This window comes from Streptomyces sp. NPDC008086 (genome assembly GCF_042957325.1).
GTDB lineage: Bacteria > Actinomycetota > Actinomycetes > Streptomycetales > Streptomycetaceae > Streptomyces.
Genome location: NZ_JBIBIA010000005.1, coordinates 643857 through 670344, shown reverse-complemented (window position 1 = coordinate 670344; position 26488 = coordinate 643857). Strand labels below are relative to the sequence as shown.

Here is a 26488-nt window from a genome sequence, read left to right as displayed (position 1 = left end):
GGGCGGCCAGGGCCGGCACAGGCGGAGTCGTCGCCACGAACAGCCACCCCGGCGCGGCGGGGGAATCTCGCTTCGGCATGAAGCGTGGGTTGGCTTGGTGGCCGAATCAGAAGGCTGGTGCGGATCGCTCTGTAGGTTGGCTCTGGCGACGTGCCCCGAGCACAGCGTCTCGTAGCCGGCCCTGAGCCATGGTCAGGCACGCGTGCACCGCTCCTTCCGCCGTCGACAGCCCCATCACCTGCGTCACCGCCTTTACCTCTGGGACCGCCGGAAGGCTCTGATCCAGTCGCCTGCGCACCTCGGGAAGCACTTCTTCGACAAGCGGACGCAATCGACCCACGAAATAGACCGATTCAGGGTCCAGCATCACGGCGACGACGCTGACAGCAGTCGCGATTGCCGTGGTGAACGCCTCCAGCACCTCGGCGTGCGCCGTCTTTTCGTGCGGTTCCAGCCAGAGGTCTTCGATGCGTTCCAGGTCGAGTCCGCGCCCACGGGCAAAGCGAAGAAGACCGCTTGTGCTCAGCAGCTCATCGAGGAGCTCGTCGGCAACCCCGGAGGAGAGCACACCAATGTCCCCAAAGGCAGGCGTCCGCCCGCGGGCGAGCTCATGATCTGTGCAGCTGGCGAAGTTCAGGTTGGTGCTGAGACTGAAGAGCGCGGCGTTCCTGACGGCGGCGTCGGCGGTGAGGATGCCGAGCAAGGACGCATTGGCGTCACTGTCGAGGAGCACGGGAGCATTGACCAGGTCTTCGATGGCTCGCTGCAGATCAGAGCCAGTGAAGACCTTCATCGACTCCGCCGGGCCGAAGATCTCCTTGCCGTTCCGGACCCGGCCCGGCACGGCGGCGACGACCTGGCGCAGTGGTCCCTGTGCGGATTCGCCGGCCTTCGCAATCAGGCCGACCAGCCATTCGGCGCCGGCCCTGACCTCGTCGTGGTCCTCGGTGGGAACCGTCACGTGGTGGACCTCGCGGCCCCTCAGATCGGTCACGAGGACGCCGGTGGTCCGCGCGCCGAAGCTGATACCCACGACGTGCCCGGCCGTGCCGGGCACGTCCAGATAGGTGGACCGGCGGCCGCGGCCGGCAACCTCATCCACTCCGCCGTCGACGACGAAGCCATCCGCCCGGAGCTCCTCCACGGCTCGGGACACCGTGGCCTTGCTCAAGCCCGTGAGCTCGATGAGTTCGTTCCGCGTCAAGGGCGCCCGGGTCAGGACTACATCAAGGACAGAGGCCTTGTTGTGGTCGCGCGATGTGGGGTTGCTGGTCACCTCATGACCATAGCGAGCCCGATACGCCGAGCGAGCCGGGCCCGGTTCGGAGGCGACGACCCCCTTTGCGGTCGGCCGCAGTGGACGACCTCAACGACATTGACAGCGTTGGACCCACTGCGTTCAGAGAGCGACCTGCCCGAACGCCGCCGAGCCGACGCTCATGGTCAGTGCCTTGGCGCGGGCAAGTTGCCTCCAAGCGCCGCGGCCAGGTTCAGCGTCGACGACTTCTTGTTTCAGGTTGGAACTGGAACCAATAATGGGTAGGGTCTCAGCCACAGCAGCGAGCAACGCGACGGAACCAGGCCGAAAGGTGTGTCCACGATGACTTCGACGCTGAGTCGAGCCCTCGCCCACTATCCCAACCGGTTCGACCCGGGCGGCCTGAGCGAGCTCCCCGAACACCTCCAGGAGACCATCCGACGCCGCAACAAGGTGCTCGGTCCTGGTTACACGCTCATCTACAAGGAGCCGGTCGAGTTCGTCTCCGGTCACGGAGCCCACCTGATCGACCGCGACGGCTACGACTACCTCGACGCGTACAACAACGTTCCGTGCGTCGGGCACGCCCACCCCCACGTGGCCGAGGCCGTCTCCCGCCAGATGACCGCAGTCAACACCAACACCCGCTACGTCCAGGAGTCGCTGGTCGACTATGCGGAGCGGCTCCTCGCGACCTTCCCCGAGGAGCTGTCGAAGCTGAGTCTCGCGTGCAGCGGGTCGGAGGCCAACGACCTCGCGGTGCGGGTGGCGAGGTTCCACACCGGCGGTGAGGGCATCATCGTGACCCGCTGGGCCTACCACGGCCTCACTCGTGAAGTGGCCAGCTTCTCGCCGACTCTGGGCACAGGATCACCGCTGGGACCGAACGTCCGGCTCATCGATCCTCCCGACCCGCGCCTCGTCGCACCCGGATCCACGCTCGCCGAGCACATGCGCAGCCAGGTGCGCGGCGCGATCGACGACCTCGAGCGCCACGGTTACCGGCTCGCGGCGCTGATCACCGACTGCGCCTACTCCAGCGATGGAATCTTCACGGACCCGGTCGGTTACATGGGGGCCGTCGTGGAGGAGGTGCACGCGGCCGGCGGTGTCTACATCGCGGACGAGGTGCAGTCGGGATTCGCTCGGCTCGGGGATTCGATGTGGGGCTTCACCCGCCACGCCGTGCTGCCGGACATCGTCACCATGGGTAAACCGATGGGCAACGGATTGCCGATCTCCGGTGTGGTTTTCCGACCCGAGATCTGCGAGGAGTTCGGACAGAACGTTCGCTACTTCAACACCTTTGCCGGCAGCTCGATCCCCGTGGCCGCCGGCGCCGCAGTCCTGGATGTCTTCGAGAACGAGAACGTGCAGCAGCGCGCTCTCGAGAACGGTACGGCTCTGCGCGCGGGGCTCCAGGAGATCACGAAGGTTTCCCCTTACGTGGCTGAGGTGCGCGGCAGCGGTCTCTACGTCGGTGTGGAGCTCGTCAAGGACCGGGAGACGCTCGAGCCCGACCGCTCACGCACCGAGGACGTCATCAACGACATGCGCGAGCGTCGGATCCTCATCAGCGGCACGGGCAAAGCGGCGAACGTTCTGAAGATCCGTCCCCCGCTGGCCTTCACCTCCGCCGATGTGACCCGATTCCTGGAGACTTTCTCCGAGGTCGCGAAGGACCGTCTGTAGCAGGCTGGCCAAGGAACTGATCATGAACAACTCACCGGCAACGGGAATCGCTCAACGGCTCTTCGAGGAGAGCGGCCTGGCATCGCCTCACGAGTCCATCGACATCATGCTGGTGAGCGCCCTCCTTGAGAGGTGTTACCACGTCGGCGGACGCCTCGATCGACTGGCGACGGAGAAGGACGACACGTTCAGGCTCAGGACCGACTCGAACGACTACCTCGTGAAGGTTTCACCCCCTGACGAGGCAGAGAGGGTAGTCGCTCTGCAGACCGCCGTGATCCGATTTCTCCAAGGCGCCGCTCCGGAATTGCCGGTCCAGCGGGTGAAGCTGACCGTCGACGGACACGACCACGTGGCCATCAAAACGAACGACGGCAGGACTCGAGTCCTGCGGGTGTTCGACTTCGTCGAAGGTACGGTCCTGGCACGAACGAATCCAACCGCGGAACAGCTCGCCCAGGTGGGCGAGATGCTGGGACGGGTCGACGTGGCGCTGAAAGCATTTGAGCACCCTGCGGACCGACGAGGGCTGGTATGGGACATTCGGCATTTCCACCAGCTGACCGGACTCGTCGAACACACGCCGAACGCCGAGCACCGTAAGTTGGCTCAGGAAGTCTTCCGGCTCTTTGACAGAGCCATCGTGCCGAGGCTGAATGATCTCGAAACGCAAGTGATCCACGGCGACTACAGCCCTTACAACGTTGTGGTGGATCCGCAAAGCGACGGCTTTGTCACCGGCGTCATCGACTTCGGTGACACCATGCGCAGTGCCGTGATCTTCGACCCTGCGGTCTCCCTGGCGAACCTGCTCGGCCGGGCGCCGGAGCACCCCTGGCGGGATGCCTGCGCCTTCGTCGTCGGCTACGAACGGGCACGCCCCATCGAGGACTGGGAACTTCCGCTGCTGCCGATCGCCGCGCTGGCACGACTCACGCTGCGCGCGCTGATCACCAACTGGCGCGCGGAGCGCGTACCAGAACGACGCGACTACCTCCTCGGCCACGCCAAGGACGACTGGACCAACGTCGGGCGGGCCATGGCCGTACCCCTGGGCCACGTCATCGCGCAACTCCGGGAAGGCCGCCATGACCTCGCCTGAACGCGGAGCGCCTCCGGTCGTGCCCAAGCGCGACGGCGCCGACCCGAACAGGGCGTACTGACGCGAGCAGTGAAACCTCATTCAAGGGACGGCTCGTGGGTAGCCGCTCGGCAATTCTGCGGTCGAGCCGATCGGGCTCCGGCAGGAAGACGACCGTGATGCTGAGGCAACTCACGTACGCAGGCAGGTGATGTCCGGGCGGGTGGTGTCTTCGGTGATGACGGTGATCTGGCTGGACGGCACCAGCCGCGCCGAGCCGTGCCGCTTCGCGTCCACCTCGTGAATGAGGTTGCCTTCGGACACTTCACGCAGGCGGCATGGCCTCATGCATGCCGGGACGCAGGCTCCCCCGGATCTTCCGTCTTGGCCCCCAGCCCCATGGGGAAATGGGCAGCCAGTTCCCGGCGGAACGCCTCTGTGTCGCCACCCAGGGCAACGGCGGCCAACCTCTCGTGCTCGACGACCAGTTGCTGCGGGTCCTCGCTGTAGGTGCGGTGGTCGACGCTGAGGTGGAGGCGCAGCTTGGTCTCCCAGCCGTTCCAAAGACCCTGCAGGACACCGTGGCCCGAGAGATCGTAGAAGAGCCTGTGGAAGCGAAGGTGCGCGTCGATGCTGGCCGGGATGTCGTCCTCCTCCATGGCCCGGCGGAGATCCTCGACGGCCTGCAGCAACTGAGGCCGCTCAGGACCGCGCAGTGCTTCGGCCGAGAGCTCGGCGGCGTACGGCTCGACACGCAGCCGGACCGAGTCGATCTCGGCGACCTCCCGAGCGCTCACCTCGACGACGAACGCCCCACGGTAGGGGATCTTCACGACGAGGCCTTCCTCCTCCAGCTTGGTCAGCGCCTCGCGCAGCGGGGACCGGCTGATGCCGAGATCCGCGGCGATGTGCGCCTCGCGCAGCTGGCCACCAGGAGGCACGGTCCCATCGAGAATGGCGGCACGCAGTGTGCGGTAGACGCCGTCCGGCGTCGTCATCCGCTGCTCCTGCCACTCGAACTTGTGGTCCACCCCGTGACCCTCCCTCAGCGGTTGCCGACCACTTGGTCGTTTGTCGACTATACCTCCGCCGGTTCCCTGACCTCGCAGCCATGCCATGCCTCTCCCTGCTCACGCTCCCGGCTCACGGGAGCGGTGACAGGTCGATGTCTCGATGGTGCCGTTCGTTGTCAGGCCGGGGCCGGTGCGGCGACGCGGGTGCCTGTGGATCTGCAGCAGGATGGCAGCCGACCAAGGGAAACGCGCCGGTCCGTGCCTCGGCGGTGCACAGGATGTGCGACGCGGCATCTTCGTGCCTCCTGGAGGCCCGACGGTTCGGGGTTCTTCCCCGAGCCGGGACCAGGTCTTACGTGAGAAGCAGAGCACCTGGCGGGTCGGTGACGTTTCCGCCCTCGCGGCCTGCTCGGTGAGCTGCATCCGGCGCTCGTACACCCTGCCCTCGCAGGTCACCGCCAGGCCGGACATCCGCCACGGCCCCACGATCACCGCAGCCCTCCCCCATCGCACAACCAGCACCGGTTTGATGGCGTGCCGGTGCAACGAGCCAGGTTGTACCGCGTTGAAGAACAGGTCTTCGACCAGTGGGGAGCCAACGACGAGCACCGAGCGCCGTGCGGTCACGACAGGACGCGCAGGGCGGCGACCGGGCAGGCGTTGACGGCCGCGCGGGCTGCGAGCCAATGCTCGTCGGGGACCTCGGTGCCCTCGAAGTGGTAGGTGAGTTCGGTGCCGTCGTCCAGGCTGAAGATGCCGGGGGCCTGGTCGGCGCACAAGCCTTGGCCTTCGCAGCGTGGATGGTCGACGGAGATCTTCATGGTGCTGTCCTCAGCAGTCCTCAAGCGGGCGAGCGGCGGGTGTCAGGCCGGGACGAGCTCGAGCGGCAGACGCTCGAGGCGGTGGATGACGTTGTTCACGGCCCACTCGGGTGTGCCGGTTACCTCGATGCGGTCGACGCGTTCGACCAGGGCGCGGAGTATCGCGGAAGTCTCCATGCGGGCCAGGCCCTGGCCCGCGCAGCCGTGGGTGCCCTGCCCGAAGCCGAGTTGGCGGGCGGCGTTACGGCGGATGTCGAACGTGTCCGGGTCGTCCCACTCCAGCGGGTCGCGGTTGGCGGAGCCGTAGAGGACCAGAACCCGGGAGCCCCTGGGGAGGGGGACGTCCGCCAGTTCCGTGTCGCGGGCGGCTGTGCGGGAGAAGGCGCGGATCGGGGATTCGTAGCGAACGACCTCGTTGACCGCTTTCGGGACGAGGTCGGGGTCCGCCTTCAGCAGGCGCCATTGTTCGGGGTGGGTGGCGAACAGGTACAGAGCGCTGGATATGGCGCTGATCGTGGTGTCGAGGGACGGGGCCAGGTAGTCGATCATCATGGTGGCGCACTCGGCCGGCGTGATCCGGCCCTCTTCGGACGCGCGCAGCAGGTCGTAGCCCATGCTGCCGTCCAGTACGGACCGGTCGCGGACGACATTTCGCGCGTCGCGCAGCATGCCGAGGGACGCGGGAAGTGTGCGGACCGCCTGGCGGTTGAGCGGGCCCAGCGCATCGAAGGTGGCGCCGGCCCAGCGCAGCAGGTGCTCACGGCCCTGCCAGGGCCAGCCGACCAGGTCGGGGACGACCGGCATCGGCAGCGTCGTGGCAACCTCCACCGCATCGACCGTCCGCCGGGCTACGGCGGCCGCGACCACGGCGGCCGCCTGCTGCTCGACCGTGTCCTGCATCGTGCGCAGCGCCCTGGGGGTCAGGCGACGCGCGAGGAGGGAGCGTCGGCGGGCGTGTTCTTCGCCGTCGCTGCACAGCGTGGTGCCCTGACCCACACGGTTGGCGACGGGGTTGAGGGCGACCCCACCCGAGGAGACGAAGGCCTCGTCGTCCAGCAGCACCTGCTTGCATTCGGCGTAGCGCGGCAGGGCGTAGACCTTGTGCTTGCTGAGCCGGACCACAGGGCCGAGGCCTCGCAGTGCGGCGTAGTGCGGATACGTGTCGCGGATGGCCGCCGCCGCGTACAGGTCGTCGTGAAAGAAAGGGGCACGACGGTCCGTGTGCGTCGGCCTGGTCCGTGGACGGTTGACGAGAGCGCAGCCTCGGTGAGTCCCCGCTCACCGTCCCATCGCGCGGACGGGCGCCGTCAGCGTGACACCGCCTTGATGATGAAATACTCAAGCTTGATGGAATGCGCAGTCAAGGGTCGCGGCAGAGGAAGACGATGATTCCAACAGAACTGCGGATTCTCTCCTGCAGGCCGCGGTCAGTCGCTGGTCGGCCGGTCACGCAGCTCCGCCCCGACCGTCTTGCCCTGCCGGGCGTGACGCTTCCCACCGCTCCGCGAGCTGGGCGACGAGTAGCAGGCCGCGCCGACCTTCGTCGAAGGCTCGGGCCCGGCGTAGGTGATGCGTGGTGCTGCCGGCGTCGGACACCTCGCACCAGAGGGAGCAGTCACGGATAAGCCGCAGGCGGACAGGGGGCGGCCATAGCGGAAGGCGTTGGCGACCAGTTCGCTGACTACCAGTTCGGTGACGAACTCGAGGTCCTCCAGTCCCCACGCGGCCAGCTGCCGGGCAGTGCTCGAACGGGCCCGGGCGACGGCTGCCGGGGCGGCGTTCACGTCCCAGGCTGGGACCTGACCGTCCCCGAGGGCGCGGGTGCGGGCCAGCAGCAGAGCGACGGTTTGCGCGTTCCAGCTCGGCCGGCGGTGGATCTGTCTCCCCCGGGTCGATGCCGTGTTCCAGGCCGGTCAGCACACCGACGACATACTCGTCGACGTGCTCGGACGTCATGCGGACGAGATCCGGATTGCTCCACAGTTCGGGAACCTCACGCCGCAGGCACCGCAGCACGTCGGCGATCACCTCGTCCGCCTTCGGCCCGAGGTCGCATGCGACACGGGACACAAGGGATGCGGCCGTGTACTCCCCACTGTTGACGGTACGCCCCGTACCAGGCTCGTGAAGCGTCAGGGATCGACAGGTCCCCGCTCCGGGCGGCGCGCACCCGGTCGTCAGCCGGCGGCGATCGCGACCCCGAAGTACGCCACCGCCGTCAAGGCGAGGACCGCGCTGGGCAGGGCCCGCCCGGGCGGGTCGCCATGGCGCAGGTGAACCACCGCGGCGGCCACCATGAGAACGGCCAGTCCGGCAGCGGCGGCCACCCCCAGCGGGACCGAAGCCAGGCCGAGCAGCAGCCCGGCGGCTCCGGCGGTCTCCAGCGTGCCGATGATTCGGTAGCGGCCCGGCGACATGCCGAGGTGGGCTGCGGCTTGGCGCATGAACCGCAGCGCGGCGATCTTCGCCAGCCCCAGGGGAAGGAAGACCAGTGACAGCGCGACGGCGAGGACGGTCTGTGCGGTTGTCATGCCGTTCGGTCCCTGCGTTCAGCGCCCAGGCGGGCGTAGTAGTCGATGAGGTCGGGGGCATCCACAGCGGCCGGGGTGACGACCTGCTCGACCGGGGCTCCCTGGAGGAGGCGTTTCACGGGGACTTCGAGCTTCTTGCCGGTGCGGGTGTGCGGGATGCCCGGTACTTCGAGGATGTCGTCGGGGACGTGCCGCGGTGATGCACCGCTGCGGATGGCCTCACGGATGCGGTCGCGCAGAGTGTCGTCCAGTTCGGTTCCGGCGGCGAGTACCACGAACAAGGGCATCCAGTAGCCGCCGTCGGGTTCCTCCGCGCCGATGACGAGGGCTTCGTTGATCTCGGGGAGGCGCTCGACGACGTCGTGGATGTCGGCGCTGCCCAGGCGTACGCCGTTGCGGTTGAGTGTGCTGTCGGAGCGGCCGTGGACGATCACCGAGCCGTGCGAGGTGAAGGTGATCCAGTCGCCGTGCCGCCACACCCCTGAGTAGGTGGAGAAGTAGGCCTCGCGGTAGCGGGTGCCGTCGGGGTCGTTCCAGAAGTACAGCGGCATGGACGGCATCGGGCGGGTGACGACCAGCTCGCCGACCCGGTCCACGACCGGGAAGCCCTCGGTGTCGTAGGCGGCCAGCGCCACGCCCAGGTGGGGCGCTGACAACTCTCCCGCCCAGACCGCGGTGTTGGGTGCGCTGCCGGCGAAGCCGGAGACGACGTCCGTGCCGCCGCTGATGGATGCCAGCAACACACGGTCGCCGACGTGGTCGCGGACCCAGGAGTAGGCGGAGGCAGGCAAGGTGGAGCCGGTGCAGCCGACCACGCGGATCGACGACAGGTCGTGCACCGAGGGGTCGATGCCGAACTTGGCCATGCCCAGCAGGTACTGGGGGCTGGTGCCGAAGACGGTCACCCGGTGGCGGGCCGCCAGCTTCCACAGTGTGTCGGGCTGGGCGAGGGGTGCAGGACTGCCGTCGTAGGTGCAGGTGGTGGCACCGGTCAGGAGGGTGGAGGCGACCAGGTTCCACATCATCCAGTGGGTGGTGGTGTACCACAGGAGGCGGTCGCCGGGGCCGAGGTCGGAGTGCAGGCCCAGGGTCTTGAGGTGCTCCAGAAGGACGCCGCCGTGGCCGTGGACGATGCCCTTCGGCAGCCCGGTCGTGCCGGAGGAGAACACGACCCACAGGGGATGCTCGAACGGCACCGGGGCGCAGGTGAGTTCCTCGACGCGGGTGGCGGCGTCCTCCCAGGGGACGACCAGCGACGGGTACGCCTGCGAGGGCCACGGGAGGCCCACGTGATCCACCAGCAGCGTCGCCTTCAACGTCGGCAATGTGTCGGCGAGTTCGAGGGTGGCGTCGCGGCGGTCGTGAGCGGTGCCGTTGAAGAGGTAGCCGTCGGCGGCGATCAGGACGGTGGGTTCGAGCTGGGCGAGGCGATCGGCGGCGGCCTTCGGGGCGTGGTCCTGCCCGCAGATCGACCACACCGCGCCCAGGCTCGCGGTGGCGAGGAATGCGACGATCGCGTGCGGGGTGTTGGGCAGGTAGCCCACCACGCGGTCGCCTTTGCCGACACCCAGGTCGCGCAGGGTCGCCGCGACGGACGCGACCTGGGCGCGCAGGCGGTCGGCGGTCACCTCGTAGCAGGAGCCGGTCTCGTCGAGGGCGACGACCGCCACGGCGTCGTCGGCGAGGTTGCGCAGCGCGTGCTGGGCGTAGTTGAGGGTGGCGCCGGGAAACCACCGGGCACCGGGCATCCGCTCCTCCGCCAGGACGCGTTCGTACGGGGTGTCCGCGTCGATGTCGAAGTACTCCCACACCGCGCCCCAGAAGCCCTCCAGGTCGGTGACCGACCAGCGGTGCAAGTCGGCGTAGTCGGCTGCTGCCATGCCGACGTGGCGGGCGAAGTCCATGATGTTGCTGTCCGCGACGGCCTGCGGATCAGGCGTCATGAAAGGCTCGGGCACGGTCATCGTGTGGCGCTCCTCAGCAGGCTGCTCTCGGCGGTCCGTCGGGTTGGCAGTGGGCTGTGCGTTGTGTGCAGAAGCGACGCCCAGGTGGCGCTGTCGGTGAAGGCGCGCGCCCCTGCCGGGACGACGTCCATCACTACGTGGTCGGGGCGCAGCAGGACGGCGTCAGCCCGGCCGGTGTGCATCCAGGCGGTGAGCGTGCCGTCGTCGCCGAGACCGGTCACGGGGATCGCCCGGGTGCCGAGCGCGCGGGCGAGGGCGTTGAGCCAGGGGCAGGGGTCGGCGGCGCTCAGAATGTTGAAGGAGTCACCCAGCACCTCGTCGAGGCGGGCTGTCCGTCCGTCGGCGGTGATCCATGGTTGTGGGCAGTGGGTGCCCGCAAGGCCCCTGCGCAGGCTGCGGCGGACGAGGGGCCCGGGGGTGAGGGGCGGGCTGAGGGCGCGGCCGGCCAGCGTGGTCAGGCCGGGGATCCGGCAGGCGGCGGCCAGGAGTCCGCGGCGCAGTGCGGCGGCACCGTCCTGGCCGCCGGTCATGGCCCAGCCCGTGGCGACCGCGAGCTTGATCACATGCCGGGCGTGGGGCTTGCGCTCGCTCTCGTACGTGTCCAACAGCCGCTCGTCGCCGCCTTGCCCAAGGACACGAGCGAGCTTCCAGGCGAGGTTGTAGGCGTCCCGCAGGCCGGCGCACAACCCCTGCCCGATGAACGGCGGGGTGAGGTGGGCCGCGTCGCCGAGGAGGAAGACCCGTCCGCTGCGCCAGCGGTCGGCGATCCGCGCGCGGAAGGTGTACTGCGTCTCGCGGACGACATCGAAGTCCCCGTCGTACGACGGAGGCAGCCACGGCGCGACCAGGTCGCGGACCGCCTCCTCGCCGTCCCGCAGCCGGAACTCCCAGCGGTAGCGGTCCTCACCGACGCGCATGAAGGTCGCCGGCCGCTCCGGGTCGCAGACCTGGTCGACGCCCTCCCAGCAGCGGACGTCGGCCCTCGTGCGGACGTCGATGACGGTCCAGCGTTCCTCGAAGCGCAGGTCTTCCCACACGGCGCCGATGGCCTCGCGGGTGAGGCTGTTGGCGCCGTCGCAGCCGAGGACCGCCTCGGCCCACAGCTCGTGTTCGCCGTTGTCGTCGCGATAGGTCACGCGCACGGGTCCGGTGGTGTCCGGGCCGATGCCGGTGACCTCCACGCCGCCTCGCAGCTCGCACTCCGGGCTCCGTGCCAGGGCGTCGCGCAGCAGCCGTTCCAGCTCGGGCTGGTCGAACATGCTGGTCTGCGCATAGCCGTGCGGTCCCAGCTCGCTGCGGCGGAACTCGGCCATCAGCCGGTGCCGGGCATCCAGCAGCCGCAGCCCCTTCGCCGGGCGGGCGACAGCGGTGAACTCCTCCCCCACTCCCGCCGCCTGGAGGATCCTGCGGACCTCGTCGTCGGTGGCGACGGCGCGCGGGAGCGGGTAGACGTCCCGGTGACGTTCGAGGACGAGAGTGCGCACTCCGCGCCGCGCGAGGAGGAGGGCGGCGGTCACGCCCACCGGTCCGGCGCCGATGATCGCTACCGGTACATCCGCCCCACTGCGTTCGAGGGTCATGTGCGGTTCTCCGGGTCCCATCCAGCGTCCGTGACGGGGGTGCGCTGCTCGCCGAGGTCGATCCGGCCGTCCGCGGTGGCGATCGTCGCCGTGATCACGTCGCCCGTGTGCAGGTAGTGCGGGTTCTTCGCCTGGGACTTGAAGAACGCCTTCCATTTCACTGCGGGCGGCAGCAGCGCGCCGATCTTCTCGACCGGCTTGGGCGGGGCCTTCAGCGCGGTGCCGCCGGGCGTGCCGGTCAGCAGCAGGTCACCGGGATCGAGGGTCTGGAAGCGGGCCAGCAGGGTCAGCGCCCGCGCGGGGCGGACGATCATGTCGGCAAGGGTGCGGTCCTGCCGCAGCTCGCCGTTGACGGACAACTTCAGCCGCAAGTCGAGGAGATGGGTGAAGTCGTCCGGCTCCAGCAGCGCCAGGTAGGGCCCGGTCGGTGTGAAGGTGGGATACGACTTGCTCTCGTAGAACTGCGTCTTGGTCAGCTGGACGTCACGGGCGCTGATGTCGTTGGTGAGCACGAGCCCGGCGGCGTACGACGGCAGGTCCCCCTCCTCGACCATTGTGCCGACGGGCAGTGGCGCCCCCAGGACCAGGCCGAGCTCGATCTCGTAGTCGAGGAACTTGACGTGGGAAGGCCGGACGACTGCCTCGCAGGGGCCGCTGACCGACCCTGACGCCTTGCGGAAGAAGGTGGGCGGGATGTCGCCGGTGAAACCCGAATCGCGAGCGTGACTGCGGTAGTTGACCATCTGGGCGACCACCCGGCAGGGGGTGGTGACCGGTGAAAGGGCGGCCAGGTCGGCGACGGGCGTGCCCGTGTCGGCCGACCGTGCCGCCTCCCGTACGGCGTCACGGTCGGCGATCAGCTCGGCGGTGGTGACGGCCTTGGTGTCGACGGCGACGGCCCGCTCGCCGCGAACGACCCACCATCCGTCGGCGGTGCGCAGGACATTGATGCTCATGACAGTTCCTTCGTCAGGGGGCTGGGGGGTTCAGGACCTGGCGGCTTTTAGCAGGCCCCGCAGGCGCGCCGGGTCCATCTCGTTGGCGCCGCGCAGAGCCTCGATGACGTCGCGAACCCTTTGCGGGGAGGGGCTCGCGCCGAGGAAGTCGCGTGTGGCGGGTGGACCCCACTGAGCCAGGCCGCTGGTCGACATGGGCGCCCAGCCGGGCTCGACGTCGCTGGAGAACAGGTCGCCGTCGGCGAAGTGCTCCAGCATGAAGTGGTCGGGGTCGCGCCAGTAGTCGAAGAGCTGGCTGCCCTGGATGTGTCGGCCGATGCCCCAACTGCGCCGGTAGCCGCGCTCCTTGAGGTACTCGCCACCCGCGGCGATCGAGTCCAGGTCGGTCACCTGGTAGGCGGAGTGGACGTACCCGGTACCGGGGCCGAGGTGCAGGGCCAGTGTGTGGTGGTCGGCGGGCACGCTGCCCAGATCGCAGCGGATGAACGCCATGGTCGGGCCACGGTCGCGCTGCCCGTCCAGGAACAGGAAGTCGGACACGATCATCCCGAAGGTGTCCAGGTACCAGTCCAGCGCCCGCGCGAACACCCTTGTCTCCAGCACCAGATGTCCCAGCCGTTGGATCCGGGACGGCTCGCGCGGCGGGCGCTGCGTGGTGTTCGTACGACGGTGAGCGGTGCCGAAGTTGAGGAGCAGCGGCTGCTGCTCGGGCAGGGACGGCAACTGCTCGCCGCAGTGCACCACCCGCACCGGGAAGCCGGACGGGTCGAGCAGATCGACCGCCCTGCCACCGCCGGGCACGTCCGTCTCCCGCACGTCGGACCCGGTTGCCCTCGCCAGCCGGTCCAGGTCGGCGCGCTCCGCCGCACGGAACGCCGGACCGATGAAGCGGGAGGTCCGCCCGCGCCGGATCACCGTGCAAGGCGAACCCGCGAAGGTGCCGCGCAGCCACAGCTCGCTCTCGGTGCGTGCGGTGACCTGGAAGCCGAAGTCCCGGGCGAAGACCTCCGCCCGGTCCAGGTCCGGTTTCTCGAACTCCAGCCAGGCCAGGTCCGCCACCTTGATCAAGGGGTTCCGGGAGCGGCCCGGATGCTCGCCGCGCAGGGCGCCCTGTTCGCTGTGCAAGTCCTGGTGAGCAGTCTTGACATCGGCCCTGTGCATGCGGGTTTCAGACATGGCGCCCTCCGAGCGACATCACCATAATGAGGAAATCATCAAGGTTGATATCATCGTCGTCAAGAGATACGCCAGGAGAAATGATGAATTCATCAGAGCTGTTGTCGTCATCGCCACCGCGGTTAGACTCCGTGGATGCCTACGTCAGCCCCACTCAGCAACCGGTTCGAGCGGCGCCGCGCCGAGACCCGTCGCGCCCTCATCCACGCCGCCCGGCAGATCCTCGCCGAGACGGGGGACACCAGCGCCAGCATCCAGGCGATCGCGGAGCGAGCGGACGTCGGTTTCGGCTCCTTCTACAACCACTTCGAGTCGAAGACGGAACTGTTCGAGGCAGCCGTGGTGGACGCCCTGGAGGAGTTCGGCCAGAACTTCGACGAGCGCCTTGCGGGGATCGACGACCCGGCGGAACTCGTCGCGGCGGGCTTCCGGCTCAGCACCCTCATGGCCGACTCACACCCCGAGCTCATGCAGGTCCTGCGCCGCCGAGGTCTCGGTCATATCCATTCGGACAACGGTCTGGCCCGGCGGGCACTGCGCGACCTCGAGGCCGGCTTGGCCTCCGGGCGCTTCACCCCCGTCGACCCCGCGGTCGCCCTGTCCGCCCTCGGTGGATCCCTGCTCTCCCTCGTGGAGTTGCGATTCGCCCGACCCGACGTGGACGGCGACCGGGCCGCCATCGACTTCGCCGAGATGGTTCTGCGCATGCTGGGCGTCCCACCGGACGACGCTCACGAGGTCTCCCGGCGCCCCCTCCCTGACCCCGCCTCACCAGCCACCCCCACGCGGAGAGCGGCCGGCTCGACCGGAGGGTGAGCGAGCGGCCGGTGAAGCCGACGCCGACCGCGTCTCGCGCGCCGGGGCCGCCCGCCCGACTATGCCGACCGGTAGGGGCGGATGGCCGGCGTCGGCATCCTCCGCGCCGCCATGCCCTGTCTCGCGATGCCGTGGGTCGCACCACACAGGATCGCGCACATGCCCCCCGCCGGGGGGGTGGGCCGCCGCGCAGTCGGCATGATGATCACCGGCAGTGATCGTCAGATCTCGCGACGCGAGGCCTGCGACAGGGGGAGGCGGGCCAGCCGACCCGCCCGACCTGTGCCGGGGGCCCGATACGTCACCGTCTCCGCCCTGACCTGACTCTCATCTCGGACCCTCAGCCGAGTCTCGGTGTGCGCCGAAGTACCGGGCGATGCCCATGATCCCCTCAAGATGCCCGCCGCGCACAGGAAGATCTCCCGCCGGGCGAAGGCGCGAAGCCCACTCGGCGGCAGCGGCATCCGCCGCGTCCGCCGCGGCTCCGAGGCTCTGTGCACCACATGAAACGGCACCGCCGCCGCGCCGGCCTTGAGGATGCCATGGCGCGCTTTCACGCATGACCACAGGCCCGGGGCCTTCCACTTGACACGGTCACCTTATCGGTAACAGTGTAGCCATTATGAGCACCTGGTCCGAGCCCCAGCCCGATTCCCGGTTCGTCGCGGTGGACAGTCTGCGGATCCACTACAAACGCGCCGGCCGCGGCCCGGCACTCGTCCTCCTGCACGGCAGCGCTTCGTCGCTCCAGCACTTCGACCGTGCGGCGGACCTGCTGTCGGATTCGTTCGACGTCATCCGCCCCGACCTGCCGGGCTTCGGCCTGACCGGCCCTCGCGAGGACCGCGACTACCGCGTCCCGGTCTACGCCGCGACGGTGGCGGACTTCCTGGAGGCACTGGGCGTGCCGCGCTACGCGGTGGCCGGCAATTCGCTGGGCGGCAACATCGCCTGGAACCTCGCGCTGGATCGCCCCGAGCGGCTGACCGGCCTCGTGCTGGTCAATGCCACCGGGTACCCGGAGAAGGAGATGCCGGCAGGCATGCGCCTGACCCGCCACCCTCTGCTGCGCCCGGTGTTGCGGCGGGTGATGCCGCGCGGCGCCATCGCGCGCAGCCTCCGCTCGAACGTCGGCCCGCACTCCACGATCTTGGACGACGCCATGGTGGACCGGGCCTATCAGCTCATGAGCCGACCCGGGAACCGCTCGGCCTTCGTCGACTTCTGCAACACCGACCAGCCCGACCGCAGCGCGCAGATCCCCCGCATCACGGCACCCACGCTCGTGCTGCGCAGCGCGGGCGTCGACGGCCAGCACTTCACCCGCGACATCCCCGGCGCCGAGGAACTGGTGCACCCCCACAGCGGCCACCTGCTGCCCGAAGAGGAGCCTCAGTGGGTTTCGGACGCGATCGCGAAGTTCCTCCGTTCCTCCACCGACACCCCCACGCACTGAGGCCAAGGAGGCCATTTCCATGAAGTACTTCGTCGCACAGGGCGAGGACCGACGGCTCACCGCCGAATCGCGGCAAGCCCTGCGCGGCAGTTTCGTCGCACTCTCCGACGGCGTCACGCACTACGAGTTGGAGGGCCCCGAGGACGGGGAGCTGGTCGTGCTGACGGGCGGCCTGACCATCCCGCTCTTCTACTGGGACGGCCTCGTCACCGAGCTGAACGCCCGCGGGCTGCGGACTCTGGCCTACAGTGCCTACGGCCGCGGCTATTCGGACCGGGTGCGGGCACGATACGACGAAACCCTCTTCGCGCGGCAGCTGACCGAGCTGACCGAGCGGCTCGGACTGACGACGCGCCCACTGCACCTCGTCGGCACCTCCATGGGCGCGCTCGTCGCCATGACCTACGCCGCCCAGTACCCCTCGTCGGTGTCCACCCTCACCATCGTCGGACCCGCCGGTCTGGCGAAACCGCGGCCCACCTCACCTCACCGGCTGCTGCGCAGCGACCTGCTGGCCGGTGTCATCGCCCGGCGGCGCGGCCACCGGATACTCCAGGAGCACCTCGGGCACAACGTCCGTGACCCCGGGCTCGGCGCGAGACTGACGGACATGGTCCTCGACGCCTTCCGCTTCGAGGGCTCGCTGTACGCGGTATTCGACACGCTTCAGCACTTGCCGGTCTCGGGGCGTGACGACCTCTTCCGACGAACGGGCGCACTGGGCATTCCCACGCTGCTCCTGTGGGGCGACGAGGACAACGTCACGCCACTGACCGACCTCGACGTGGCTCGCACTCTGCTGAAGCCCCAGCATCATCACGTCATTCCCAGGTGTGGCCACATGGCCCCATTCGAGCGTCCGTGCCACGTCGCCGATCAGATCGTCCCCTTCGTGGCCGCACGCACCGAAAGGCTCGACTCATGAACAACCCGCAGGTCATCGACGTACTGGTCGTCGGTGCGGGCCCTTCGGGCTCCGCGCTGGCGATCGACCTCGTACGCCGGGGACTCGACATTCGCATCGTCGAAAGATCTCCCCACGCTTTCGACGGCTCCCGCGCCAAGGGCGTCCAGCCTCGCAGCCTCGAAGTCCTCGAAGACCTCGGCGCCCTGGACGAGGTGCTGGCCGGCGGCAGCGTCTATCCCAAGGTCGGGCTCCATGCGGGACCCCTCGCCTTGCCGTGGAAGATGTTCACCCACAAGGAGATCACCCCCGCCGTCCCGTACCCGAACACCTGGCTGATCCCCCAGTTCCGCACGGACCGAGCCCTGCACGCCCGGCTCAGCGAGCTCGGCCATGAGATCGAGTTCGGCAAGGAACTGACCGAGCTCACGCAGGACGAGGACACGGTGGTGGCCAAGGTGTCGGGCGCGGAAGGCGCGCAGGAGATCGTGGCCCGCTACGTCGTGGGCGCCGACGGCGGTTCCAGTGCGGTGCGCAAGCAGCTCGGAGTCGGGTTCGTCGGGACGACGGACGAGAGCGACCGGATGCTCATCGTCGACGCCTCGGTGACAGGTCTGGCCCGCAACCGGTGGCACATGTGGCCCGGCCGCGGCGGCAGGTTCATCGGCGCCTGCCCGCTGCCCGACAGCGACATGTTCCAGTGGATGATCCGACTCACACCGGACGAGGAGCCGCCCGCGAAGAGGGACGCCATCATCCAGCGGATCCACTCCCACACCCATGACCAGCGCATTCAGCTGCACGACATCCACTGGACGTCGGTGTTCCGGCCCAACATCCGCCTGGCGGAGAACTATGGCCGAGGACGTGTCTTCCTCGTCGGTGACGCCGCGCACGTCCACACTCCGGCCGGCGCCCAGGGTCTGAACACCGGCATACAGGACGGCTACAACCTTGGCTGGAAAATCAGTCAGGTCCTCGCCGGTGCGGACCCGGCGCTGCTGGACACCTACGAGACCGAGCGGCAGCCGATCGCCGCCGGAGTCCTGGGCCTGTCCACGGACAAGTGGGGCGGCATCGCCAAGCTCGACCCGTCGAGCATGAAGCGGGGCAAGGACGAACAGCAGCTCGGCCTGACCTACTACGGCGGACCCCTCGCTCCCGCCGACGGCATGCGTACCGAGACCCTGCGCGTGGGTGACCGCGCCCCGGACGCCCGACTGCTCAACGCCCAGGGCGCCGAGACCCGGCTGTTCGACGTCCTGCGCGGGCCGCATTTCACTGCCATCGCCTACGGCCCCGGTGCCGCGCGGGACCTCGAAGAGTTCGCCTGGCCGACGGCGGGCGCCAGGCTGAAGCGGCTATTCGTCGGTCCGTCCGCCTTCGACGGCCTCGCCCTCTCCGACCCCGGGAAGACGCTGCGGCGTGCCTACGGACTGACCGGCGACACGCTGCTGCTGATCCGTCCCGACGGCTACATCGGGCACATCGCCACCCGGGACTTCCTCACCACCACACACACCGCCGTACGCGCCATGACGCCGTAGGCAAGGAGCCGCACCATGTCCCAACACGGCCACATCCGCCCCGATCGGGGAGCCACCGCATGAGCCGCGTCCTGCTGCGCGGAGCGCAGGTCATCACGATGGCCCCGGACCGGCCCGACGCCGAACACCTCGACATCCTCGTCGACGGCGACCGCATCGCCGCCCTCGGCGAAAACATCGAGGCACCCGACGCCGAAGTCGTCGACTTCTCCGGTCGTATCCTCATGCCCGGCCTGATCAACGCCCACCTGCACACCTGGCAGACGGCGCTGCGCTCGGTCGGCGCCGACTGGACGCTGATGCAGTACCTCACCCACCTCCACGGTGAGTGCGTCGAGCACTACACCCCGGGCGACATGCACATCAGCAATCTCGCCGGCGCGCTGAACCAGCTCAACTGCGGGACGACCACCCTCGGCGACTTCTGTCACAACGTCCTGTCGCCCGAACACGCCGACGCCGCGGTCGAGGGCCTGACTCAAGCCGGAATCCGCGCCGCCTTCCTGCACGGCACCCCCTACCGGTCGCCGGACATCCCCCACCCCCTCGCCGAGATCGACCGGCTGCTCGACGGCCCCGTACGGGGCCATGCTCTCCTCACCCTGGGCATGGCGCTCCAGGGGCCGCAGTACTCCTCCGTCGAGACCGCGGTGGCCGATTTCCAGGCCGGCGCGGAACGCGGCCTCGTCGTCTCGATGCACCAGAGCGGCGGAGAACCCTCACCCGGTTGGGAAGCGCTGCGCACAGCCGGACTGTTCGGTCCCAGGACGAACATCGTCCATGGATCCGGCCTGCCCGACGACTGGATCAAGACGCTCGTCGAGGCGGGTGTCACCTTCACCACCACGCCCGAGAACGAACTGGGCCAGGGACACGGCACGCCCATCACCGGGTCGCTGCTGCGCTCGGGCGCGGCGCCCTCCCTGGGCACCGATATCGACACCGCCGTACCCGGCAATCTCCTCACCGCCGCCCGCATCGCCCTGGCCCACCAGCGCAGCCTGGACCACGCGCGGCACCGGCAGACGACCGGGAGGTACGCCGACACACCCTCGGTCACCGCCAAACAGGCACTGGCGTGGGCCACGGTCGAAGGGGCGAAGGCGCTGGGCCTGGCCGACCGGGTGGGCCGGATCGAGGTGGGCATGCAAGCCGACCTGGTCGCCGTCGACGCCCGGGCATTCAACCTGTGGCCGGCACACGACCCGGTCGCTACGGCTCTGCACGCCGACATCGCCAACATCGAAGCGGTGATGGTCGCCGGAACCTGGCGCAAACGCGATCACGCCCTCCTCACGTCCCGGCTCGACGACGTCAAGGGCCGGCTCCGCGAGTCCGGAGAGCGGCTGCTGCGCAGCATCGGTCCCGCAGGCCGTCAGGGCTGACACCTTGCAGCGGCCTCCCAGCAGGTACCGGGGTTTCGTCGCGCAGCTTGGACCAGCCACCGGTGTTGCTGACCCGGTCGCGCGTCTGCGCCGTGGAAGCCTGCGGGGTCTCGAAATGATGGTGCTGCAATCGCGGTTGTCGTGGACTTGCGGGTCCCGTGGCTGCCGTTGGCGCGCTGCCGCCGATGTAGCCGGTGGAGCTGTCGAGGTTCGCTGGGCCATGGGTGCGGCGCCACCGTTGTAGTCATGTGCACCGTCGCGGTCATCGACCTGCCGGCTGATGTCACCGGCGGCGTGGAGGGCAAGGCGGTCCAGACAAGCCGCGCTGCCGGTACAAAGCGCCATCCGCCGGGGCCTGTTCGGGAAGGCGGACCGACCCCGGCGGGACGCTCACCGCGTCAAGGGGTTACGGAAGCGGCGGGTAGGCATTCTGCATCAGCTGCCGGAACTGGGCGGAGAACCAGTGTCCCGCCACGGGCGCGTTCGGCAGGGACCCCGTGGGGTTGTTGCCGTTGCGGGGGTTGCCGCCGTAGGTCGGGTCGCACATGCGGTCGAAGCCCTTGCCCTCGTCGTTGGGGATGGCGGCGCTGGAGCCGTCCGACTCCCCCGGCGGCTTGACCCACACGTAGGCGTCGATACCGGCGGCCGGTGCCGCGGTGGGCCGTTCGCCGATGCCCGCGCCGCTCTGGTTGCACCAGTTGCCGGCGTGGATGCGCCGGTCGATGCGGCTGCCGTTGACGTAGTCGTCCACGGAGGTCATCGGCCCCGGGCCGGTGGGCCGGGCGGCGCCGCCCCAGCCGTTGCGGGAGGTGTCGACCAGCATGCCGATGCCGGATTGGAATCCGGCCGCTACGAGCTTGTCCCGCAGCGCCTGGGCGAAGGACTGCTCGTCCGCGTACTGGTTCCAGTCCAGCCACTTCGACTGGCGCACGGTCTGCCCGTTGACCGTGTCGGTGATCTTCAGGTACGGCTCCTTGGTCGGACTGTAGTTGGCGGTGTTGACGATGAACCCGGCCACGTCGTTCACGCTCGCGCCGTTGGTGGTGGCGACCTTGTGGAACTGCTGCACGGCCGGGGCGAGGTTGCTGTCCCAGCCGAGCCAGCCGTGGTGCGCGGCATCGATGTAGTTGTAGATGTTCGGGATGGCCCCGAGCTTGTCGAGGGCGTAGGAGACGCCCTTCTCGTAGTTGCCGTTGGCCTTCATGGTCACGCAGGCGTCAGTGGTGGTGGGGGTGCCGCCGGCGTTGGTGACCAGGTTGGGCAGGGAGTCGGGTTCGATGATCGTGGCGATCCTCAGGGACGCGTACTTCGAGTCGGAGAGGATCGAGGCGATGGGGTCGATGTACTGGGTCCGGTACTTGTCGATCTCGTCGGGCTTGAGCTCGCCGTTGGAGGCGAGGGCGGCGCAGTCACGGCCCGGGAGGTCGTAGATGACCACCTGGATGACGAGCTCGCCTGAGCCCTTCTGCTTCAGGGCCTCGTCGAGGTGGGCGCGCAGCCCCATTCCGCCGTTGACGCCGTTGATCGCGGCGATCCGGTCGAGCCAGACGGCGGTGGGCTGGTCGGAGATACGGCTGCCGCCCGGCTCGGCCGCGGCCTTGGCCGACCACTCGGGGTTCACATAGGCCTTGGCTCCGACGTAGGGGTTGGCGACACGACTGCCGTTGCCATCGCCGTCCCCGCCGTCGTCGCCTCCGCCGCCCGAGCCGCTGCCGTCATCGACGTTGCAGGCCGCGCCGTCGAGGGTGAACGTGGCCGGGACTGCGTTGGTGCCGCTGTAGGTGCCCTGGAAGCCGAAGCTGACCGAACCGCCCGTGGCGAGCGTGCTGTTGTAGCTCTCGTTGGTGGCGGTGACGGCGCTCCCGCTCTGACTGATCTTCGCGTTCCATCCGCTGGTGATCTTCTGGTTGCCGGCGTACGACCACTTCACCGACCAATTCGACTTGCCGGCAGCCTTGTTGGTGATGGTGACGGCAGCGGTGAAGCCGCTGTCCCACTGGTTCTGCACCTTGTAGTCCACCGTGCAGGGGACGGAGGCGGTGGCGGCACCTGCCGGCGCCGTGAGAAGCGCGGCCCCTGAGCTTCCGGTGAGCAGCGCGAGGGCAGTGAGCAGTGAGGTCCTGGTGCGACTCATGAGTGTGGGTTCCTTCTCCTTCGAGATCCTTCTACCGATTACGGCCGCGCCGACGCTCGCGCGGTCCGATGCCGTACGGGGGTGGGCTTACCGTCGTGGTGCGAGACCGAGGACAGGCAGCAGGAGCAGTGCCCGGCATCCCGCTCCAGCCCAGGTGGGACGGAGTGCGGTCGCCGAACCAGTGCATGACCTGGTCGGTGACCCTGTAGGTGGAGGCGCCCTAGCCGATCTCCCCTGTAAACAGAGGCACTTGCGCGGCGGCGGGAGCAAGCGTGGACGTCCGCCGGCTCTCGTCGGTGGAGGTGTCGGTGCTGGTGTTGGAGTTGTGGACACGCTGGGGGCGATCGGATTGCCCGCCGGGCCGGTGGGCTCGTGCGACAGCCACTGACCGAGATCACCGGAGCATGTCGGTCCACCCGCAAGGATCACGTTCTGCGCTCTTCGACAGCTGCCCGGACTGACAGCGCGGACTGCGCGCCCGTAATGGGCTTCCGGCAGGTGGAGGGGACGTCGGAGCACCCTGCCGAAATGCCGGTGCACCTGACGCGGGGACGGTGCTGATCGATGATCCACGTCATGGCGTGCGGCTCGATGGGAGCCACCAGGCTGTTGTCGGCCGCGGCGTCTCTTCGCCCAGGTGATCCGGTCTTTCGTCGGACAGGCGGAGTCGGCGCTCCGCGCTGCCGGTCGACTCGAACCGGACGGTCGTGGCAATCACCGTCATGCCGGACCGGGACCAGGCGGCCTGCCGGTCCCACGTGAGTTTTTGGCCTTCGACGAAGACCGAACGACGATGCCTGACCGCTCGGCGCGGCAGACCCGCCGGTACTTCTCAATGATCCGTGGAAGCCGTTGGCCCGCTGGTCGTCGACGGTGTGCTCCCTCGGCCCAGGACGCGTTGCTCCCTGGGCCAAGACCATCGGGACGACCACGGTGGCGACGAGCGCGTCGGCGCCTGCAGCGGCCAAAAGTAACGCAGGTGGGGGGTGTCGCATGAGCGACTCCTTGCAGTTGAGCGCGCCGTGACCGACGCGTCGCCTGATTGGAACCGCTCCCACTGGTGCGAAGGACGGTAGCGCCGAGTGGCGCGGTTGCCCAGAGGGTCGCCGAAACTTTCGTTGAACTAAACCGTTCTGAGCCTTCGAGTCTTCAAGCGTCTTGACCGCCGTCACCCGCGTCCTCATTATGGGAGCGCTCCCACTGGCCAAGACTTGTCCTTCCCCGAGCCGCAAGCCGCTAGGAGGAACCAGTTCATGGATCCCGGACGCAAACACAGAGCCGTTCGGCGGGCGTGGACCGCCGTGGCGACCGCTTTAGCCCTGCCCCTGTCACTACTGGCCGCGAGTTCGACTCCCGCCCAGGCGGCCCCGGTTCAGTGCAGTGTCGACTACAAGACGAACGACTGGGGCTCCGGCTTCACGGCGGACCTGACGATCACCAACCGCGGTACGGACGTCATCGACGGCTGGACCCTGACGTACAGCTACGCGGGCAACCAGAAGCTGAGCAACGGCTGGAACGGCACCTGGTCCCAGTCGGGCCAGTCCGTCACCGTGAAGGACGCGGGCTACAACGGGCGGATCACCGCCGGAGCCGCGGTCAGCACCGGTGCGCAGTTCAGCTACAGCGGCTCCAATGCCGCACCCACGAACTTCGCGCTCAACGGCACCAGTTGTACCGGCGCCCACCAGCCCCCCATCACCGTTCTGACCAGCCCGGCGGCCGGCGCGGTCTACTCGCAGGGCGACGCCGTCCCGCTCGCTGCCACCGCCGCCGCCGCGGACAGCGCCTCCATCAGCAAGGTCGAGTTCTACGACGACACCGCACTGCTGGGCACGGACACGACGGCGCCGTACTCGCTCTCGGTCTCCAGCTTGACCGTGGGCAGTCATTCGCTCGTCGCGAAGGCCTACGACAGCCTGGGCGCGTCGGCATCGTCCACGCCGGTCGGCATCAGGGTCGCCTCAGGGCCCACGGTGGTCGCCACGCCCACGCAACTGGGCGTCCAGCAGGGCAAGACGGGCACGTACGAGGTGAAACTGTCGAAGCAGCCGAGCGCGAACGTGACGGTGGCGACCGCTCGCGCGAGCGGTAACACGGGCCTGTCGGTGACGGGTGGCGCCTCGCTCACCTTCACGCCGTCGAACTGGAACACCGCGCAGAAGGTGACCATCGCCGCAGACAGCTCCGGTACCGGCGCGGCGACCTTCGAGTCGACGGCCAACGGCCATGCGAAGGCCTCGGTCACCGTGACCCAGCTGGCGGCGGCGAAGGTGTACGACGCCCGTTTCCTGGAGCTGTACGGGAAGATCACCAACCCGGCGAACGGCTACTTCTCCCCCGAGGGCATCCCCTACCACTCGGTGGAGACGCTGATCGTGGAGGCGCCGGACCACGGCCATGAGACCACGTCGGAGGCGTACAGCTACCTCCTGTGGCTCCAGGCCATGTACGGCAAGGTGACGGGTGACTGGTCCAAGTTCAACGGCGCCTGGGAGATCATGGAGAAGTACATGATCCCCACCAAGGCCGACCAGCCGACGAACTCCTTCTACAACCCTTCGAAGCCGGCGACCTACGCGCCCGAGCACGACACCCCGAACGAGTACCCGGCCAAGCTCGAGCCGTCCGTCGCGGCCGGCTCGGACCCGATCGCGGCCGAGCTGAAGAGCGCGTACGGCACGGACGACGTCTACGGCATGCACTGGCTGCAGGACGTGGACAACGTCTACGGATTCGGCAACTCGCCAGGCAAGTGCGAGGCCGGTCCGTCGGACACCGGGCCGTCGTACATCAACACCTTCCAGCGCGGGCCACAGGAGTCGGTGTGGGAGACGGTGCCGCAGCCAACCTGCGACGCCTTCAAGTACGGCGGCAAGAACGGCTACCTGGACCTTTTCACCGGTGACGCCTCCTACGCCAAGCAGTGGAAGTTCACCAACGCCCCGGACGCCGACGCCCGTGCGGTGCAGGCCGCGTACTGGGCGGACCTGTGGGCGAAGGAGCAGGGCAAGGGCTCCGCCGTCTCCGCGACGGTGGGCAAGGCCGCCAAGATGGGCGACTATCTGCGCTACTCCATGTTCGACAAGTACTTCAAGAAGGTCGGCAACTGCGTCGGTCCCTCCACCTGCCCGGCGGGCACCGGCAAGGACGCCTCGATGTACCTGATGTCCTGGTACTACGCCTGGGGCGGCGCGACGGACACGAATGCCGGCTGGGCCTGGCGCATCGGCTCCAGCCACGCCCACGGCGGCTACCAGAACCCGCTGGCCGCGTACGCGCTCGGCAACTACGCCCCGCTGAAGCCCAAGTCGGCGACGGGCGCCGCGGACTGGGCCAAGTCCATGGACCGGCAACTGGAGTTCTACCGCTGGCTGCAGTCCAGCGAGGGAGCCATCGCCGGCGGCGCGACCAACAGCTGGGCGGGCCGGTACGCGACCCCGCCCGCCGGGAAGTCGACCTTCCACGGCATGTACTACGACGAGAAGCCCGTGTACCACGACCCGCCGTCCAACCAGTGGTTCGGCTTCCAGGCGTGGTCCATGGAGCGCGTCGCCGAGTTGTACCAGCAGACGGGCAACGCCGCGGCCAAGACGGTCCTCGACAAGTGGGTCAAGTGGGCCCTGTCCGAGACCACGTTCAACCCGGACGGCACCTACCGGATCCCGTCGACGCTCCAGTGGTCGGGCCAGCCCGACACCTGGAACGCCTCGAATCCGGGCGACAACAACGGGCTGCACGTCACGGTCGCCGACTACACCAACGACGTCGGCGTGGCGGCCGCGTACGCCAAGACCCTGACGTACTACGCGGACCGCTCCGGCGACACGGAGGCCGGCACGGCGGCGAAGAAGCTGCTGGACGGCATGTGGGACAACCACCAGGACGCGCTCGGGATCGCGGTCCCGGAGAACCGGGCCGACTACAACCGGTTCGACGACCCGGTGTACATCCCGAGCGGCTGGACGGGCACGATGCCGAACGGTGACGCGATCAACTCGTCGTCGACGTTCGACTCGATCCGGTCCTTCTACGAGGACGACCCGGCCTGGTCGAAGATCGAGAGTTATCTCTCGGGCGGTGCGGTTCCGTCGTTCACGTACCACCGGTTCTGGGCTCAGGCGGACATCGCCCTGGCCATGGGCTCGTACGCGGAACTCCTCGAGTAGACCCC

Annotated in this window: 19 protein-coding genes and 1 pseudogene; 8 read left to right on the top strand and 12 right to left on the bottom strand. The window is 68.7% G+C overall.

The window, feature by feature from the left end; all coding sequences use genetic code 11:
* Positions 1 to 106: 106 nt before the first annotated feature.
* Positions 107 to 1276, bottom strand: coding sequence for an ROK family protein (locus ACFZBP_RS20820; protein WP_391414969.1), 1170 nt, complete (start codon positions 1274 to 1276; stop codon positions 107 to 109).
* Positions 1277 to 1600: 324 nt separating this feature from the next.
* Between ACFZBP_RS20820 and ACFZBP_RS20815 the strand changes: the two genes are divergently transcribed.
* Together ACFZBP_RS20815 and ACFZBP_RS20810 are read left to right on the top strand one after the other, a co-directional pair.
* On the top strand, positions 1601 to 2950 hold the full coding sequence (locus tag ACFZBP_RS20815) for an aminotransferase class III-fold pyridoxal phosphate-dependent enzyme (protein ID WP_391414967.1): 1350 nt from the start codon (positions 1601 to 1603) through the stop codon (positions 2948 to 2950).
* 22 nt (positions 2951 to 2972) lie between these two features.
* Positions 2973 to 4052, top strand: coding sequence for a phosphotransferase (locus tag ACFZBP_RS20810; protein ID WP_391414965.1), 1080 nt, complete (start codon positions 2973 to 2975; stop codon positions 4050 to 4052).
* Positions 4053 to 4223: 171 nt separating this feature from the next.
* On the opposite strand, the gene ACFZBP_RS20805 is transcribed toward ACFZBP_RS20810, so the two are convergent.
* The 10 genes and pseudogenes from ACFZBP_RS20805 to ACFZBP_RS20760 all read right to left on the bottom strand — a co-directional run bounded on the left by ACFZBP_RS20805 (position 4224) and on the right by ACFZBP_RS20760 (position 14072).
* Positions 4224 to 4355 carry a hypothetical protein gene (locus ACFZBP_RS20805; protein ID WP_391414963.1) on the bottom strand — a complete coding sequence of 44 codons (132 nt, stop codon included), beginning with the start codon at positions 4353 to 4355 and terminating at the stop codon, positions 4224 to 4226.
* 20 nt (positions 4356 to 4375) lie between these two features.
* Positions 4376 to 5062: an FCD domain-containing protein gene (locus ACFZBP_RS20800; RefSeq protein WP_391414960.1), complete on the bottom strand. Its 687-nt coding sequence runs from the start codon at positions 5060 to 5062 to the stop codon at positions 4376 to 4378.
* Positions 5063 to 5667: 605 nt separating this feature from the next.
* The gene (locus tag ACFZBP_RS20795; RefSeq protein WP_391414958.1) at positions 5668 to 5865 is read right to left on the bottom strand and encodes a ferredoxin; all 198 of its coding nucleotides are present in this window, start codon (positions 5863 to 5865) and stop codon (positions 5668 to 5670) included.
* 42 nt (positions 5866 to 5907) lie between these two features.
* The gene (locus ACFZBP_RS20790; RefSeq protein ID WP_391414956.1) at positions 5908 to 6987 is read right to left on the bottom strand and encodes a cytochrome P450; all 1080 of its coding nucleotides are present in this window, start codon (positions 6985 to 6987) and stop codon (positions 5908 to 5910) included.
* 305 nt (positions 6988 to 7292) lie between these two features.
* Positions 7293 to 7709 (bottom strand): annotated as a pseudogene (locus tag ACFZBP_RS20785) (ATP-binding protein); the annotation flags it as partial.
* Between the two features lie 333 nt (positions 7710 to 8042).
* Positions 8043 to 8396, bottom strand: a complete 354-nt coding sequence (locus tag ACFZBP_RS20780; protein WP_383449131.1) for a DoxX family protein — start codon at positions 8394 to 8396, stop codon at positions 8043 to 8045.
* Positions 8393 to 10360: an acetoacetate--CoA ligase gene (locus tag ACFZBP_RS20775; protein ID WP_391414953.1), complete on the bottom strand. Its 1968-nt coding sequence runs from the start codon at positions 10358 to 10360 to the stop codon at positions 8393 to 8395. Before ACFZBP_RS20775 ends, ACFZBP_RS20780 begins: the two co-directional genes overlap by 4 nt.
* The gene (locus ACFZBP_RS20770; protein WP_391414951.1) at positions 10357 to 11940 is read right to left on the bottom strand and encodes a bifunctional 3-(3-hydroxy-phenyl)propionate/3-hydroxycinnamic acid hydroxylase; all 1584 of its coding nucleotides are present in this window, start codon (positions 11938 to 11940) and stop codon (positions 10357 to 10359) included. Before ACFZBP_RS20770 ends, ACFZBP_RS20775 begins: the two co-directional genes overlap by 4 nt.
* The gene (locus ACFZBP_RS20765) at positions 11937 to 12896 is read right to left on the bottom strand and encodes a fumarylacetoacetate hydrolase family protein (RefSeq protein WP_391414949.1); all 960 of its coding nucleotides are present in this window, start codon (positions 12894 to 12896) and stop codon (positions 11937 to 11939) included. Before ACFZBP_RS20765 ends, ACFZBP_RS20770 begins: the two co-directional genes overlap by 4 nt.
* 30 nt (positions 12897 to 12926) lie before the next feature.
* Positions 12927 to 14072 carry a VOC family protein gene (locus tag ACFZBP_RS20760; protein ID WP_391414947.1) on the bottom strand — a complete coding sequence of 382 codons (1146 nt, stop codon included), beginning with the start codon at positions 14070 to 14072 and terminating at the stop codon, positions 12927 to 12929.
* A 135-nt stretch (positions 14073 to 14207) separates the two neighbouring features.
* Here ACFZBP_RS20760 and ACFZBP_RS20755 point away from each other — a divergent pair, with 135 nt between their 5' ends.
* The 5 genes from ACFZBP_RS20755 (at position 14208) to ACFZBP_RS20735 (ending at position 20180) form a co-directional block, all read left to right on the top strand.
* Complete coding sequence (locus ACFZBP_RS20755; RefSeq protein ID WP_391414944.1) at positions 14208 to 14888, top strand: TetR family transcriptional regulator; 681 nt, start codon at positions 14208 to 14210, stop codon at positions 14886 to 14888.
* 622 nt (positions 14889 to 15510) lie between these two features.
* On the top strand, positions 15511 to 16344 hold the full coding sequence (locus ACFZBP_RS20750; protein ID WP_391414942.1) for an alpha/beta fold hydrolase: 834 nt from the start codon (positions 15511 to 15513) through the stop codon (positions 16342 to 16344).
* 19 nt (positions 16345 to 16363) lie between these two features.
* Complete coding sequence (locus tag ACFZBP_RS20745; RefSeq protein WP_391414940.1) at positions 16364 to 17269, top strand: alpha/beta fold hydrolase; 906 nt, start codon at positions 16364 to 16366, stop codon at positions 17267 to 17269.
* On the top strand, positions 17266 to 18795 hold the full coding sequence (locus ACFZBP_RS20740) for an FAD-dependent monooxygenase (RefSeq protein WP_391414938.1): 1530 nt from the start codon (positions 17266 to 17268) through the stop codon (positions 18793 to 18795). The genes ACFZBP_RS20745 and ACFZBP_RS20740 overlap by 4 nt, the downstream gene beginning before the upstream one ends.
* Positions 18796 to 18854: 59 nt before the next feature.
* Entirely contained in the window at positions 18855 to 20180 is a 1326-nt protein-coding gene (locus ACFZBP_RS20735) for an amidohydrolase family protein (protein WP_391414936.1), read from the top strand.
* A 406-nt stretch (positions 20181 to 20586) separates the two neighbouring features.
* On the opposite strand, the gene ACFZBP_RS20730 is transcribed toward ACFZBP_RS20735, so the two are convergent.
* Positions 20587 to 22314 (bottom strand): glycoside hydrolase family 6 protein, encoded by a 1728-nt coding sequence (locus ACFZBP_RS20730; RefSeq protein ID WP_391414934.1) that lies wholly within the window; start codon positions 22312 to 22314, stop codon positions 20587 to 20589.
* 1253 nt (positions 22315 to 23567) lie between these two features.
* Between ACFZBP_RS20730 and ACFZBP_RS20725 the strand changes: the two genes are divergently transcribed.
* Positions 23568 to 26483: a glycoside hydrolase family 48 protein gene (locus tag ACFZBP_RS20725; protein ID WP_391414932.1), complete on the top strand. Its 2916-nt coding sequence runs from the start codon at positions 23568 to 23570 to the stop codon at positions 26481 to 26483.
* Positions 26484 to 26488 lie beyond the last annotated feature (5 nt).

Coding starts and splice junctions, on each gene's coding strand:
- ACFZBP_RS20735 (WP_391414936.1), top strand. CDS start 18,855: ATGAGCCGCGTCCTGCTGCGCGGAGCGCAGGTCATCACGATGGCCCCG.
- ACFZBP_RS20725 (WP_391414932.1), top strand. CDS start 23,568: ATGGATCCCGGACGCAAACACAGAGCCGTTCGGCGGGCGTGGACCGCC.
- ACFZBP_RS20745 (WP_391414940.1), top strand. CDS start 16,364: ATGAAGTACTTCGTCGCACAGGGCGAGGACCGACGGCTCACCGCCGAA.
- ACFZBP_RS20795 (WP_391414958.1), bottom strand. CDS start 5,865: ATGAAGATCTCCGTCGACCATCCACGCTGCGAAGGCCAAGGCTTGTGC.
- ACFZBP_RS20810 (WP_391414965.1), top strand. CDS start 2,973: ATGAACAACTCACCGGCAACGGGAATCGCTCAACGGCTCTTCGAGGAG.
- ACFZBP_RS20780 (WP_383449131.1), bottom strand. CDS start 8,396: ATGACAACCGCACAGACCGTCCTCGCCGTCGCGCTGTCACTGGTCTTC.
- ACFZBP_RS20730 (WP_391414934.1), bottom strand. CDS start 22,314: ATGAGTCGCACCAGGACCTCACTGCTCACTGCCCTCGCGCTGCTCACC.
- ACFZBP_RS20815 (WP_391414967.1), top strand. CDS start 1,601: ATGACTTCGACGCTGAGTCGAGCCCTCGCCCACTATCCCAACCGGTTC.
- ACFZBP_RS20760 (WP_391414947.1), bottom strand. CDS start 14,072: ATGTCTGAAACCCGCATGCACAGGGCCGATGTCAAGACTGCTCACCAG.
- ACFZBP_RS20765 (WP_391414949.1), bottom strand. CDS start 12,896: ATGAGCATCAATGTCCTGCGCACCGCCGACGGATGGTGGGTCGTTCGC.
- ACFZBP_RS20750 (WP_391414942.1), top strand. CDS start 15,511: ATGAGCACCTGGTCCGAGCCCCAGCCCGATTCCCGGTTCGTCGCGGTG.
- ACFZBP_RS20775 (WP_391414953.1), bottom strand. CDS start 10,360: ATGACCGTGCCCGAGCCTTTCATGACGCCTGATCCGCAGGCCGTCGCG.
- ACFZBP_RS20740 (WP_391414938.1), top strand. CDS start 17,266: ATGAACAACCCGCAGGTCATCGACGTACTGGTCGTCGGTGCGGGCCCT.
- ACFZBP_RS20755 (WP_391414944.1), top strand. CDS start 14,208: ATGCCTACGTCAGCCCCACTCAGCAACCGGTTCGAGCGGCGCCGCGCC.
- ACFZBP_RS20770 (WP_391414951.1), bottom strand. CDS start 11,940: ATGACCCTCGAACGCAGTGGGGCGGATGTACCGGTAGCGATCATCGGC.